Annotated in this window: 13 protein-coding genes; 4 read left to right on the top strand and 9 right to left on the bottom strand. The window is 68.8% G+C overall.

The features are described from left to right. Window positions 1–33 precede the first annotated feature (33 nt). The 9 genes from AC07FA_RS13335 to AC07FA_RS13295 all read right to left on the bottom strand — a co-directional run bounded on the left by AC07FA_RS13335 (window position 34) and on the right by AC07FA_RS13295 (window position 8,720). Window positions 34–1,419 carry a sensor histidine kinase gene (locus AC07FA_RS13335; RefSeq protein ID WP_479075313.1) on the bottom strand — a complete coding sequence of 462 codons (1,386 nt, stop codon included), beginning with the start codon at window positions 1,417–1,419 and terminating at the stop codon, window positions 34–36. Between the two features lie 49 nt (window positions 1,420–1,468). Next, window positions 1,469–2,356, bottom strand: a complete 888-nt coding sequence (locus AC07FA_RS13330) for a DUF5936 domain-containing protein (protein ID WP_479075311.1) — start codon at window positions 2,354–2,356, stop codon at window positions 1,469–1,471. A gap of 41 nt (window positions 2,357–2,397) precedes the next feature. Continuing rightward, entirely contained in the window at window positions 2,398–3,336 is a 939-nt protein-coding gene (locus AC07FA_RS13325; RefSeq protein ID WP_479075310.1) for a type II secretion system F family protein, read from the bottom strand. A gap of 58 nt (window positions 3,337–3,394) precedes the next feature. Next, window positions 3,395–4,735 carry a TadA family conjugal transfer-associated ATPase gene (locus AC07FA_RS13320; protein WP_383786281.1) on the bottom strand — a complete coding sequence of 447 codons (1,341 nt, stop codon included), beginning with the start codon at window positions 4,733–4,735 and terminating at the stop codon, window positions 3,395–3,397. Between the two features lie 37 nt (window positions 4,736–4,772). Beyond that, on the bottom strand, window positions 4,773–5,159 hold the full coding sequence (locus tag AC07FA_RS13315) for a TadE/TadG family type IV pilus assembly protein (RefSeq protein ID WP_479075308.1): 387 nt from the start codon (window positions 5,157–5,159) through the stop codon (window positions 4,773–4,775). Next, window positions 5,153–5,566, bottom strand: a complete 414-nt coding sequence (locus AC07FA_RS13310; RefSeq protein ID WP_479075306.1) for a TadE/TadG family type IV pilus assembly protein — start codon at window positions 5,564–5,566, stop codon at window positions 5,153–5,155. Before AC07FA_RS13310 ends, AC07FA_RS13315 begins: the two co-directional genes overlap by 7 nt. 201 nt (window positions 5,567–5,767) lie before the next feature. Then, entirely contained in the window at window positions 5,768–7,015 is a 1,248-nt protein-coding gene (locus tag AC07FA_RS13305; protein ID WP_479075305.1) for a CpaE/TadZ family protein, read from the bottom strand. Window positions 7,016–7,022: 7 nt separating this feature from the next. Beyond that, complete coding sequence (cpaB, locus tag AC07FA_RS13300) at window positions 7,023–7,736, bottom strand: Flp pilus assembly protein CpaB (protein WP_479075303.1); 714 nt, start codon at window positions 7,734–7,736, stop codon at window positions 7,023–7,025. 123 nt (window positions 7,737–7,859) lie between these two features. After that, window positions 7,860–8,720 carry a hypothetical protein gene (locus AC07FA_RS13295; protein WP_479075301.1) on the bottom strand — a complete coding sequence of 287 codons (861 nt, stop codon included), beginning with the start codon at window positions 8,718–8,720 and terminating at the stop codon, window positions 7,860–7,862. 397 nt (window positions 8,721–9,117) lie between these two features. On the opposite strand from AC07FA_RS13295, the gene AC07FA_RS13290 reads away from it, so the two are divergent. From AC07FA_RS13290 to AC07FA_RS13275, 4 genes are all read left to right on the top strand, one after another. Then, window positions 9,118–10,683, top strand: coding sequence for a hypothetical protein (locus AC07FA_RS13290; protein ID WP_479075299.1), 1,566 nt, complete (start codon window positions 9,118–9,120; stop codon window positions 10,681–10,683). A 21-nt stretch (window positions 10,684–10,704) separates the two neighbouring features. Continuing rightward, window positions 10,705–11,277: a hypothetical protein gene (locus AC07FA_RS13285; protein WP_479075298.1), complete on the top strand. Its 573-nt coding sequence runs from the start codon at window positions 10,705–10,707 to the stop codon at window positions 11,275–11,277. A 68-nt stretch (window positions 11,278–11,345) separates the two neighbouring features. Next, entirely contained in the window at window positions 11,346–11,792 is a 447-nt protein-coding gene (locus AC07FA_RS13280) for a hypothetical protein (protein WP_479075296.1), read from the top strand. 141 nt (window positions 11,793–11,933) lie between these two features. Next, entirely contained in the window at window positions 11,934–13,658 is a 1,725-nt protein-coding gene (locus AC07FA_RS13275) for a chitinase (protein ID WP_479075295.1), read from the top strand. Window positions 13,659–13,699 lie beyond the last annotated feature (41 nt).

Raw genomic sequence — 13,699 nt, 5'->3', positions numbered from 1 at the left:
CAGGGTGGGGACTGTGGTCGAGCGGCGGATTGGTCAGGGGCGGTCGTCAGGTCGTGTGCGCTGGCCGGGTATCTGCGGGAGCGGTGGCGGATAGCCGGGCGGCAGGGCGGGAGCGGTCGGTGTCGGTGGTGCGAGGTCCATCGCTGCCAGCGAAAGGTCGAGCCGGACCTCGGTACCTCGTGCCGCGTGGCCCCGGCCGATCCGGATACGGGCCCCGATGGACGCGGCGCGCTCGACCATGCCGACCAGGCCGAAGTGCCCGGCCTTGCGGAGATCGGCCAGTGAGGTGCCAGGGGGCAGGCCCTCCCCGTCGTCGTACACGCTGATCCGCACGGTGTCGCGGACCAGCCCCGCGGAGACGTCCACATAGGTCGGGTGGGCGTGACGTTGGGCGTTCTCCATGGCCTCGGTCGCGATGGTGAGCGCGTGCCGGGCCACAGCGTGCGGGATGGGCGGTACGGGGCCGTCGCCGAGCCGGCGGAAGACCGCTTTGACGCCGTGGCGCCGTTCGAAGTCCGCCGTCCGGGCCTGGAGTTCGTCGATGACGTCCACGCCGCCGTCCAGGCCGGATTCCCGGCGCAGGTCGGAGAGGAGTTCGCGTGACTCGGCGGCGGCCCTGCGGGCGGCGCGGGCCACCAGTTCCGCCTGGTGTTTGACGGTGAGCGGGTCCATCCGGTCGGCCGTCCCCGCGAGACCGTCGGCGGCGAGCGCGAGGCCGTGCAGGGTCTTGGCGACGGAGTCGTGCATCTCGCGGGCCAGGCGTGCCCGCTCCTCCTCCACCGCGCTGTTCACCGCGAGGCGGGCACGGGTGTCGGTCAGGGCCTGGGATGCGGCGCCGAAGCGGAGGAGCAGGCCACGCAACGTACTGCCGACCGCCCCGGCCATGATGCAGAGCCCGACGAGCAGGAGCGCTGAGGAGTCAGCTTCCACCTTGTCGCTGATCCCATATGCGGCCGCCAGCAGGAGTGTCTGCAGGACAGCGAAGATCGCGCTGCCGCGCCAGCCGTAGACCAGGCCCGCGAGCAGCGGGGTGCAGACCGTGACGTACGTGAGGGTGGAACCGGGCGTGGCGGCGAAGAGCAGCAGCGCGCCGAACACCATGTCCGCGGCGAGCAGGGAGGGATGGCGCAGGAGGATCGGGCCGAAGCGTTCCCAGTCCCGCATGAGTGCGTACGACACCATGATGGTGACGAGTACGGCCGCACCCACCAGCCAGCTGCCGAGTCTGTCATCGACACCGTCTAGGGCGAAGGGAGCGGCGAGGGCGGTCATCGCCAGGCGGAAGCCGAACAGCTGGCGGCACAGTGCCTGGAGGGCGTTCACCTGGATGGGCAGCGTCGGCACATGACCGCGCACACCCTGTGCCGTACTCGCGTCCGGTCCCCCGGTCAGGGCTGGTCCCATCGGCTTTGGTCCCATGGTCCTTTCACCTCCTCGTCAACTGCCGCACTTGGACACGTCATGCCTGTCAGGTTCCGAAGATGTCCCCCATGTTGACGTCGGCGGCGTAGTAGAAGCCGACGGCGATCAGGATCATCGTTCCCGGCAGCATGAAGCTGGTGACGATCAGCGTCGCCTTGGGTACGGCCTTCGATGCCTTTCGGCGAGCGTTCTGGGCATCGGTGCGGCGCATGTCGTTGGCGATCTGGATGAGGGTTTCGACGATCGGGGCGCCGAGCTCCTCCCCCTGCTGGAGCGCCGAGACGAACATCGAGACCTGCTCGGACTCGTTGCGCTTGCGCAGTTGGTCGAAGGCGTCGCGACGGCTGACGCCCATGTCCATCTGCCGCAGGGTGATGCGCAGTTCGTCGGCCCAAGGGCCTGAGTACTTCTCGGCCACGCGTTCCAGTGCCTGACGGAATCCCAGTCCGGCCGAGACCACGACCGCGAGGACGTCGAGGAAGTCCGGGAGCGTTCGGTCGATGTCGTCCTTGCGCCGGCTGATGGCGGACCTGATGATCACGTCCGTCCAGAAGAAGCCGTAGATGGCCATCAACGCCGCGAGCACCACCTGCCCGTTCATCAGCATGGCCAGGGCCGCGATGGCCCCCAACCCGCCGTACACCGCCCGCCGCGCCGCATACCGGTCGATCGTCATGCCGCCCGGGTTCCCCGCCATATCCAGCTTCCGGCGGACCTTGTCGACCCGCTTGGGGCCCATCATGCGCAGTACCCGGGGCGCGTACCGCATCCCCATACGGTCGACCGCGGAGCCCGCGGCCGTGGTGCGGGTGGCGCCGACCTCCAGGGCGATGGCCAGGTCGCCGGGGAGCTTGGCGTCGGCGCGGTACATGCGGATGCCCTGGAAGGCTCCGTATACGGCGAGTCCGAAGACGGCCGCGATCAGAAGGTCCATGGTGTGTCCTCTCTCTCCTCGTTCATGAAGGGCCGTCGGATTCAGATGCGTACGCGGGTGAGCCGGTTGATCAGGAAGAAGCCCAGGCCGTACAGGCCGGCGGCGATCACGACGGCGATCCGGCCCGGTGTGGCGGCCGTCATGTCGTCGAGTGCTCCGGCGCGCATGCCGTTGATGATCAGCAGGAAGCCCATACCGAGGATGGGGACCGCGACGGCCGTCACCTTCACCTGGGACAGCAGCGTGGTGACTTCTCGCCGGGTCTCCTTGCGTTCCTCCAGCGTCTCCGTGAGGTTGCGCAGGGAGGAGACGATCGTGCCGCCCGCCCGGTTGGAGAGGATGAGGGTGGAGACCAGCACGGTGAGTTCGCGGGAGGGCAGCCGCTCGACGAGTTCGTTGAGCGCGTCGTCGAGGGAGTGGCCGACGGCCAGCCGGTCGGCGACGCGGCGCAGTTCCTCGTGGGCCGGGTCATCGAGCTCTTCGACGGCCATGGCGATCGCGGTACGCAGTGCCAGGCCGGCCTGGGTGGCGTTGGCGAGGACGCGGGTGAGCTCGGGGAGCTGGTTGATGAACGCCTCGGTGCGCTTGGCCCGCTGGTAGTTGAGGAAGGCGTTGCCGCCCCAGAGCCCGATGAGGGCGGCGAGGAGGCCGAAGAACGGGGCGAAGATCGAGCCGATGACGAAGTACAGGCCCAGCAGCGCGGCCACGACGTAGACGACGTACTCGCCGGGCGTGAGGTCCAGGCCCGTCGCCGAGATCTTGCGCTCGATCTTCTTGCCGAGGCCCGTCCTGCGCAGCCGCCGGTCGATCCCCCGGAATCGCCGGCTGCGCCCGCCGATGGTGACCTGCCCCGTCTGGGACATGCGCTCGAACAGGATCTGCCGCTGTGCCTTGCCCGAGGAGTAGATGTGCACGCCGAGGACGGCGAACAGACCGGCGAGCAGCGTGATGCCGATCGTCAGGAGCGGGAGATTATCCATGGCGGGCGGGGACCTTCTCGGTGGCGGCGGGCAGGGGACGGCGAGCGGTGGCGGCGGTTCAGGCGGCGGATCTGCGCATGATCAGCTGGTCCTCCGACTGGGCGACGCCGAAGGCGGCGGGGATCGCCTCGCTCGTCATGTAGAGGCGTTCGGCGACCCGGCGGGGCAGCGGGTAGTACTCGAAGTTGCCGTAGACGCGTCCGTCCGCGGCGACCGGGTGGGACTTGAAGCGGCAGACGGAGACGATGCGGTAGTCCTCGCGGCCGTGCGAGTCGACGACGGCGATCTCGGTGATCCGGCGGGAACCGTCCGCATGGCGGGTCAGCTGCACGATCACGTCGACGGCGCTGTTGATCTGGTCGTGGATCGCCACGAACGGGATCTCCACCTCGGACATCGAGCTCAGCGTCTGCAGACGCATCAGGGCGTCCTCGGCGTTGTTCGCGTGGACGGTGGCGAGCGAGCCGTCGTGACCGGTGGACATGGCCTGGAGCATGTCGAGGGTCTCGCCGCCACGGACCTCACCGACGATGATGCGGTCGGGCCGCATACGCAGGGAGTTGCGGACGAGGTCGCGGATGGTGATCTGGCCCTTGCCCTCCACGTTCGACGGCCGGCTCTCCAGCGTGATCACGTGGGACTGCTGGAGCTGGAGCTCGGCGGAGTCCTCGATGGTGACGATGCGCTCGCCGTTCGGGATCAGCCCGGACAGTGCGTTGAGGAGAGTGGTCTTCCCCGTACCGGTGGCTCCGGAGACGATCACGTTGAACTTGGCGCGGACCAGTCCCGCGAGCAGCATCAGCATGTGTTCGTCGAGCGAGCCGAGGCCGATCATCTCCTGGAGCGTGAAGGCCCGGGGGAAGCGGCGGATGGTGAGGATCGGGCCCTTGAGCGACAGCGGCGGGATGATCACGTTGACACGCTCGCCGGACGGCAGGCGGGCGTCGACCATCGGATTGGCCTCGTCCACCCGGCGGTTGACCGTGGAGACGATGCGCTCGATGGTCTGCATCAGCTGTTCGTTGGACGAGAAGCGCATGGGGAGCAGTTCGAGGCGGCCGCCCCGCTCCACGTACACCTGGTCGGGGCCGTTGACCATGATCTCGCTGATGGACGCGTCCTCGAGGAGCGGTTCGAGGATGCCGAGACCGAGGGCCTCGTCGACGACCCGCCGGATGAGCTGTGAGCGCTCCATGGAGGAGAGGACGGGGCCCTCGCGGCTGATGATGTGGCCCAGGACGCGTTCCAGGCGCGCCCTGCGCTCGGCCGCCGCGAGGGCGGACATCTCGGCGAGGTCGATCTCCTCCAGGAGCTTGGCGCGGTAGACCCCGACGAGCCGGCTCTCCTCGCTCAGCCCGTTCGTCGGCTCGGGGCTCGTGATGCGCGCCCGCAGGCTCATGTCCTCAACTCCCTGTGATGGTGCGGTGGTACGGAGGTCAGCCGCGCGGCATGGTGGCTCTCTTGGTGACTGACCCGAAGTCGAACATCGGCAGAAGCGAGGGAATGGGGACCTCCACACTCACGGTCACTTCGTCGAAGCCCGGCCGCTCGATGACCCTGGCCTCGTCGGCCAGCCAGCCGCTCATGGAGGCGCGGGCCGCCTGCTCCGCGCCCATGGAGGCGCGGTCGTACGACGCCACGCGGGCCCCCGACCGTGAGGCCGTGCCCGCCTGCTGGGCGGCGTAGACCGCGATGCCGAGCTGGACCACGGCCATGGCGACGACCAGGAGGAGGGTGAGGACGCCTACGTACTCGATGGCGGCCTGGCCCCTCCGGGAGTCCCGGCGGGCGCGCGGACCGAGGTGCGGTACGTGAGTCACCATGGCCAGCTCCTCTCCAGGTTGGCCGACGCCTCACCGGTCAGCGTCATCGGCGTGTTGAAGGCCCCGGGGAACAGCAGCGGGACCTGGACGTCCACCCGGGCCGTCATCAGGTCACCCTGGGGATAGCAGGAGAAGGTCGCGTCCCAGGCGCCCGGCAGGTCCTCCCGCCCGGCCTCCATGCAGGCCGCCTGCGCGCTGCCCCTGGCCGTCGTGGCGGCGGTGACCGCCTTGTCCGCCGCGTTGCCCGCGAGCATGAAGGTGTAGCCGACCATGGCGGCCTGCCAGAGCAGGGCCAGCGTGATCAGGATCAGCGGGAGTGTGCCGGTGAACTCGATGGCCGCCTGGCCCCGGTCGTCGTCCCGGAGCCGGGTTCGTCCGGCAGCCGCTCCGTCCTCGATCTCCCCCATGGCCTCAAGGGCATGGGAGGGGTCCCCTCGACGGGCTTGCAGCGGCCCCGGAAGGCCTTGATGTGTCACTGGACGTCTCATAGTTCACCTGTCCCCCTCGGTCGTATCGCTTCTCTCGTCACTTCGGTCGTCACTTCGCAGATCACTTCGCAGGTCGCTTCGGCCGTCACTCGGCCGTCACTTCGCAGGTCACTTCGGCCGTCACTTCGTACGTCCACGTTTGCCGCCGATCGAGCCGCGGTCGCCCTTGAACTTGCCCTGCTTCTCGGCGCCTTCGGTGTGCTTCACGAGGCCCAGGTCTCCGGCAAGTCCCCAGAGCGCCTGCTTCACCGTGGACTTGGCCTCCAGGTCCTGCATGCGGCCCGCGTCGACCACCGCCTGGAGTTCCTTGAAGTTGGCGGGGATCACGATCCGGGCGACCTTCGTCGCGGTGATCCGTTCGATCAGCGGCGGCTGGATCTCCGTGTTGCGGGTGTAGCGGTTGACGACCGTGATCGTCTCCTCCGCCTTGCGGATCTGCAGCCGGTCCCAGAGCCGGACCATGCGCTTGGCCGCCCGGACGGTCACCACGTCCGGGGTGGTCACCAGGAGCGTGCGGTCCGCCATCTCGATCGCGGCCGCGTTGGCCGTGTTCATATGCGTACCGCAGTCGATGATCACGATCTCGAAGCGGTGGCGCAGGGCGCTGATGGTCTGGCGTACGACCCGGTCGCTCACCTCCTCCGCCCGCTCACCCTCGCCCGGCGCGAGCAGGAGCCCGAGGCCGGAGTCGTGGTTGAACAGGGCGTCCTGGAGGACCCGCGGCGAGATGTCCTGGATGGTCGACAGGTCGACGATCGACCTGCGGAACTGCACATCGAGGTACGAGGCGACATCGCCGGACTGGAGGTCCAGGTCGACGAGGGCGACCGTGTGCCCCGAAGCCTTCGCGGCCAGTGCCAGCTGGACGGCGGTGACGGTGGTGCCGACTCCGCCCTTGGCCCCGCTGACCGTGACGACGGTGCCACTGGGGCCCGTGAAGACGTCCGCGCCCGCGCCCAGGTGGCGCCGCACCCCGACGGACCAGCCCGCCGCGGCCTGAACGCGCTGGGCCAGCTCCTCGTACGAGAGGGGGAGACCGACCAGGCCGCGGGCGCCGGAGTCCATGGCCGCCGAGTAGAGCCCGGGGCTCGCGTCGGCGGTGACCAGCACGACCCCGACCGCCGGGAAGCGCAGGGCCACCTCCCGGATCAGCTCCAGGGCCGGAACCGGACCGATCCGCTCGTGCACGAGCACGACCTCGGGCAGCTCGTCCAGCGACTCGGCGGCGAGCCGGGCCAGGGTGTCGAGCAGCGAGGTCGAGTCACCCAGTGGCCCGGCCGGCTCCGCGTCGGGGAGCTGACTGAGCAGTGTGGTGATGGATCGGGCGGCGTCGGCATCGCCGACAGCCGGGAGGATTCTTGTGCTCATCCGGCCCTCACTTGTTCTTGTCTTCGTCGAGGTTGTAGCTGCCCTCACCCGGACGGAGCGTGGTCGGACTGTTCTCGGGCAGCAGGGCCAGGCGTACGTGCTCGGCGAAGGACTCGGCATAGGCGACGCGCTGGGCGTCGGTGGTGTTGAGGGCGAAGGTGATCGGCACGGCCTCGGTCGGGCCGGCGCCGCGGTCGTCGCGCTTCGGGTCGAGGGCGGTCAGCTCGCCGACCTCGATCACCTTGGCGTTGGCCACGATGACGCGTGAGGTGGACTTCTCGCCCTCGTTCTCACCGGCGAAGGTCGCGAAGATGTTGACGAGGTTGCCGGGGTTGATCTTGCCCGCGACGCCGGTCGCGGCGTCGATCATGATGGCGATCTCCTGCTCACCGCTCTGCAGCACGGGACGCTTCACGATCATGTCGTCCTGGAGCAGGGAGCCGGCGCGCAGCTCGGTGACGGCGATCTTGCCGTTGACGACCGCGAGGTCGGTGATCGCGTTGTCGGACAGCCACCGCTTGGGCATCTCTATCTTCTCGAACTGCCCGGGTTCCAGGGACGTGTAGGGCGCGATGTTCGACTTGACCTGGTACGCGGTCACCTCCGGCCCGACCTTCGAATTCACATCGCTGATCACCGAGAGCACACCGGCGAAGGCACCGAAGGCGCAGAGGACCGAGAGGAGCAGAAGGATGACGCCGCGGCGTTGCCGTGAATTCATGAGCGGAGCAACCTCGTTGGGAGACGTGGGCCGATGGGCGGACAGAGAGAGGAGCCGGGCCGTATCGATCGGGCTGCCGTACCGGACCCCGCTTCGGGCCGTTGAGGAGTACGGCGCGCGGATTCACGACCCGTGGTGCATCGGTGTTCCTTGGGTGAGGACACCGGAACCGTTGGTTTGGTTCTGCTGGGGTTTCAGGGGAGCCGAGCACAACCCGCAGCGGTCGCCGATGAGTTCATTGCGGCACCAGGAGCAGACCTCCCTGCGTACGGAGGAAACCAGCTGGTAGACGACCGAGATATCGGGCAGGAAGGCGGCGAATTCGATCATCTTCGAGGTGCCCCACCAGCCCGGGGAATCCGCGGGCAGTGCCGCCTCGTGCACGGCCTGGACCTGCCAGGCGGGCGCGATCGTCTCCGTCACCCAGTCCGACTGGAGCTGCCCCTTCGCGACCAGCAGATGCGTACCGAATTCGGGGCCGGCCAGCTCCCCCGAACCGATCTTGATCAGCTGGGGATTCGGATTGGCGAGGACGCCGAACTGTGAGCCGGGCACCCACGACTTGGCGTGCGCCTTGAGGCTCACCGGCACTCGGTCGAGCTTGGTGACCGTGTTGAGGAGCGCTCCGGCGTGGATGTAGTGGGAGAGCAGCCGGGCCGCCGAGGCGACGACCCCGGCGCTGAAGTCGCAGATGGACAACTGCCGCAACTGGCGCACCAGCACCGCGACGCCCAGGGGCGGGAGGTCCACCTTGAGGAGCGCGATCCGGTCGCTCTCCAGCATCGACCGGATCATGTGCAGCCGCCGTTCGTGGGCGGTCGCGATGTTGGCCGGGTAGACGGCGATGACGTAACCGTGCTGTTCGAGGAGCACGTTCATATCGTTGAGCGCGAGCTCCAGGGGCTGCGCGTCGGGAGCATGCAGAAGCGCCGCGGTGGGCGTCTGCTGGTCCGTGGGCGGAAGCACCAGGTCAGCACTGGTCACTGCTATTGCGGTCGGCACGCTTTTCCCCGTTCGGCTCCGGCCGCCGCGTACCGCCGGCCGCAATCGCTCTCCTGCTCCGTGCTCCTGCCTCAGCACTTTAACGACGTACGCGGAGGCAGAGAACACCTTTCAGTGCCCAGTAACGCAGGACACTGCCCGTACGCACAGGGTGTTCACACCCCAAATCGGGCCAACTGGTTGGTAGTTAAATTCCGTACCAGATAGGCGTTCCGTCATGTCGTCCCAGGAGAATGCCTGATCCTTTTCGGGTTTACGGGCCCAGAGCACCGATGTGGGCCCGGATTGGGGTCCCAGGACCCACGCCCACGGACTGTTCACTTCCGTAATCTCCGGGTCCGGCCGGCCGTCGCAGCCGGAGGCGAAGGAGGCTCCTGGAATGGATCAGATCGGGCGAATACCGTCGGTCAGCAGACGCCGGAGCAGCGGGAGCTGGTACGGCCTGCCGCTCGACGACCGGGGTGCCACCGCCACGGAGTACGTCGGCATGGTGGTGGTCGTGACCTCGATCGTCGGCGCGCTGACGGCCACCGGTCTCGGCGGGCGCATCGCCGAACGGTTCAGGTGCGCGGTCTCCCTCGGCGAGTGCGGTGACGGCGGCGGGAACCAGGCCGCGCCCAGGACGGACGCCGACTTCGAGCCGCCGCTCTGCCAGCTCTCCTCGGTCTCCGACAAGGCCGGCGCCAAGGCCAAGGTCCTGTTCATCGAGTGGGGCGAGGAGTACGGCTTCCAGCAGCAGACGTCCCGGTCGAAGACCGACATGAACGGCGACGGCAAGGTCGACGAGAACGACCAGCAGGTCACCATGACCTTCACGGACGCCGCGTCGATCGCCGCCAAGAAGGACTTCAAACCGGGGCTCAAGGTCGGCTCGTTCGGCACGGACAAGGTGGAGCTGGGTGCGGGCATCAAGGTCACCAACGGCGACACCTGGGTGTTCACGAGCGAGGCGGAGGCCAAGTCCTTCCGCGACGACATCGAGACGCTCAAGGCGTACGAGCTCTCCAACCGGCACTCCAACGCGCAGGGCGGGGGGCTGGGCAGCAGCATCCTGTACCTCTTCGGCAAGGGCCCCCTGGCCGAGGAGGAGAAGCTGCGCAAGAGCATCGAGGAGAAGCTCGGCAACCGGCACATCAGTTACGGCAAGGTCGGCCTGGAGACCAGCGCGTCGGCAGGGATCAAGATCGGCGCCGGGGACGACAAGAAGCTGAGCGCGGCCCTCGGCGGCACCTTCAAGTTCTCGCCCGAGGCGACCTGGACGGACAACGACTTCAAGGGCACCAAGGCGTACACGTACTCCGCGGCGATCGAGTACGGCACCAAGGCCGGGTACGAGGCCGGGCCGGTCAGCGGTGACGCCTCGGCGTCCACCACGCAGACCGGGTCCATCACCGTCACGCACGACAAGAAGACCGGCGAGCTGCTGCGGATCGACATGACCCGCACGGTCGAGAAGGGCACCACCAAGGACGGCGTCAAGGTCGGCGGCGACAACGGGAAGTCCGGCGACGACAAGCGGGGCGGCAGCGGCGGCGTCAAGGGCGGCGGCGAGGACACCGGGATCGAGGTCGTCACCAACTCCGTCGTGCTGAAGCCGGGGCCCGAAGGGGACGCCGACCGGAAGATCGCGCAGGACTGGCTGAACGGGAACGGGCAGTACGGCCAGCCGTTCAGCTACATGTTCGACGGCCACGCGCCGACGCGGCGGCCCGGGGACGCCGACAGGTTCGGGCAGCTGCTGTTCGACTCCGGGCTGTCCAGCAGGACGACGTACACCGGGCAGACCAATGCGGCGGAGTACGGATTCGAGCTGAACCTGGGACTGAGCCTCGGCTTCTCGGTGTCCACCGAGAAGAAGGAGGAGACGCTGAACGGCGCGGAGTTCCTCGGGGCGCCCAACGGAGGCAGCCGGAGCTATGTCCCGTACAGCTACTGTGCGAACTGATCACGGCGACAGGAGCCAGCCATGAACACCCTGACGAACCGCCTGCTCGCCGGGACCGCCGTCCTCACCCTGGGACTGCTGGCCACGGGATGCGGGGAGGACTCCGCGACCGGCACCGTCCCCGAGGGCTGGGGTGAGCTCACCACCCCGGCCGTCTCGGTCGCCCGTCCGCCCGCCTTCGAGGAACGCGGCGGCGCCGAGCGCGGCAAGCACAACGCGGCAGCGGCGCGCCTCACCGAGGGCGGCAGGACGGTCGGCACGATCACCGTGCAGCTGGACTTCACCCGTGCGGATACGGCGGAGGAGGCGGCGATCGGCGCGGAGGCCGGGGTCGCGCTCGGCGCCAGGCTGAAGGAGCAGTCGGACGTCGAGGTCCACGGCCCCGAGGAGGTGCGGCACGCCAAGCGGGTCGACTTCGAGTTCACCTCCGGCGGGGAGGCCGGGACCCCGGTGAAGGGCACCGAGGTCAAGGGCGTGATCATCACTGGCCTCGACTCGGAGAAGAAGAGCTACGCGGTCCGGATCGACGCGGCCGAGGGCCGTCTGTCCGCGTCCGACCTGGACCGGATCATTGACAGCATCACGGTGAAGTAGCCCGTGAAACGCCGATCACACCCCATACGCCTAGTACACCGAGTACGCCGACACGGAGGCGGACGAGCATGACGCGGTACACCTACCCCGGGGCCCCCACCCGCCGGGACGACGGGCGCGGGGCGGTGGTCTTCGCCCTGGCCCGCGCCTGGGCCGCGGGCATCATCGTGCTGATCGTCACCGAGTACGTGCAGGCCACCGTCGTCCACGAGCATGTGGCGACCCCCGGGCGCATGGAGACGTTCGGCGGGCGCATGCTGCTGATCCACCTGCCCAACGTGGTCTGCCTGGCCCTCGCGGCCTGGGCGGCCGCCCGGCTGCACCGGGAGCCGTTCCGCCACTCGGTGCCGCAGCATCTGGCCGCGGCGATCTGTGTGCCGGTCGTCGCGCAGCTGTTCAACATGGCGGTGCAGTGGGAGGAGATGGCCACCGAGGGGCTGTTCATGTCGAACGTGGTGGCCGCCGTGGCGTGTGTGGCGGGGTACGCGGCGGACCGGTTGCAGGACGACGACTGATCCAGGACCTGCCGTTTGGGGCGGAACCGGACGAGCTGTCGCCACAGGTCTTGACAACTCAATTGGTCTGGACCAGCTTATGGGCCAACGGTGGCCACCGCACACTCCGCCAGCACGCCCCAACTCCCCACGGAGGCACCAGTGGAACGCTCCGCAGGCAGCAGACGCCGCAGTCGTCACACCCGGCCCGTCCTCGGTACCGTCACGGCAGTCCTCGCGGCCGGGGCCCTGACGGTCACCGGTCTCGTCAGCACCGCGGAAGCGGCGGACGTCAACGTCGCCAAGAACGCCGGCTTCGAGTCCGGGCTCGCCAACTGGACCTGTTCCGCGGGCAGCGGCACCACGGTCTCCTCCCCCGTGCACGGCGGCGCCTCCGCCCTCAAGGCCGCCCCCGCCGGCCAGGACAACGCCAGGTGTACGCAGACCGTCGCCGTGAAGCCCGGCTCCACGTACACCCTCAGCGCCTGGGTCCAGGGCGGGTACGCCTACCTCGGCGCCACCGGCACCGGCACCACGGACGTCTCCACCTGGACCCCCGACAGCGGCAGCTGGAAGCAGCTGACGACCAGCTTCCGCACGGGCCCCAGCACCACCTCGGTGACCGTCTACACGCACGGCTGGTACGGGCAGGCCGCCTACTTCGCCGACGACATCTCCGTGACCGGCCCCGACGGCGGAGGCGGCACCGACCCCGCCCCGCAGATACCCGCCGCGCCCGCCGGACTCACCGCCGGTACGACGACGTCCTCCTCCGTGCCCCTGACCTGGAACGCGGTGTCCGGCGCGACCGGCTACACCGTCTACCGGGACGGCGCGAAGGCCACCACCTCCACCGGCACCTCGGCCACGGTCACCGGCCTCGCCGCCGACACGGCCTACCAGTTCGCCGTGAGCGCCACCAACGCCGCCGGCGAGTCGGTCAAGTCCGCGACGATCAGTGCCCGTACGGCGAAGACCGGCGGCCCCGGCCCGGTGACCTCCGTACCGAAGCACGCGGTGACCGGGTACTGGCAGAACTTCAACAACGGCGCGGCCGTCCAGAAGCTCAGCGACGTCCCCGCGAACTACGACATCATCGCGGTCTCCTTCGCCGACGCCACCGCCACACCGGGCGCCGTCACCTTCAACCTCGACACGGCGGGTCTCAACGGCTACACCGTCGACCAGTTCAAGGCCGACATCAAGGCCAAGCAGGCGGCCGGCAAGAACGTCATCATCTCGGTCGGCGGCGAGAAGGGCTCCGTCGCCGTCAACAGCGACGCCTCCGCGACGGCCTTCGCCAACTCCGTCTACGCGCTCATCCAGGAGTACGGGTTCAACGGGGTCGACATCGACCTGGAGAACGGCCTCAACTCCACGTACATGACGAAGGCCCTGCGTGCCCTGTCCGCGAAGGCCGGTGCCGGTCTCGTCATCACCATGGCGCCGCAGACCATCGACATGCAGTCGACCTCCGGTGAGTACTTCAGGACGGCGCTCAACATCAAGGACATCCTGACCGTCGTCAACATGCAGTACTACAACAGTGGTTCGATGCTCGGCTGCGACGGCAAGGTCTACTCGCAGGGCTCGGTGGACTTCCTCACCGCGCTCGCCTGCATCCAGCTGGAGGGCGGCCTCGACGCCTCGCAGGTCGGCCTCGGAGTCCCGGCGTCCACCCGGGGCGCGGGCAGCGGCTACGTGTCGCCGTCCATCGTGAACGCCGCCCTGGACTGCCTGACGAAGGGCACCAGCTGCGGTTCGTTCAAGCCGTCGAAGACCTACCCGAGCCTGCGCGGCGCGATGACCTGGTCCACGAACTGGGACGCCACGGCGGGCAACGCCTGGTCGAACGCCGTGGGACCGCACGTACACGCCCTGCCGTAACCGCCGACAGGCACCCGTGACCAGCAGCGCCGCCGCTCCCC

The sequence above is a fragment of the Streptomyces sp. NPDC045968 genome (assembly GCF_056430475.1).
This window is presented reverse-complemented; position numbering and strand designations above follow the sequence as displayed.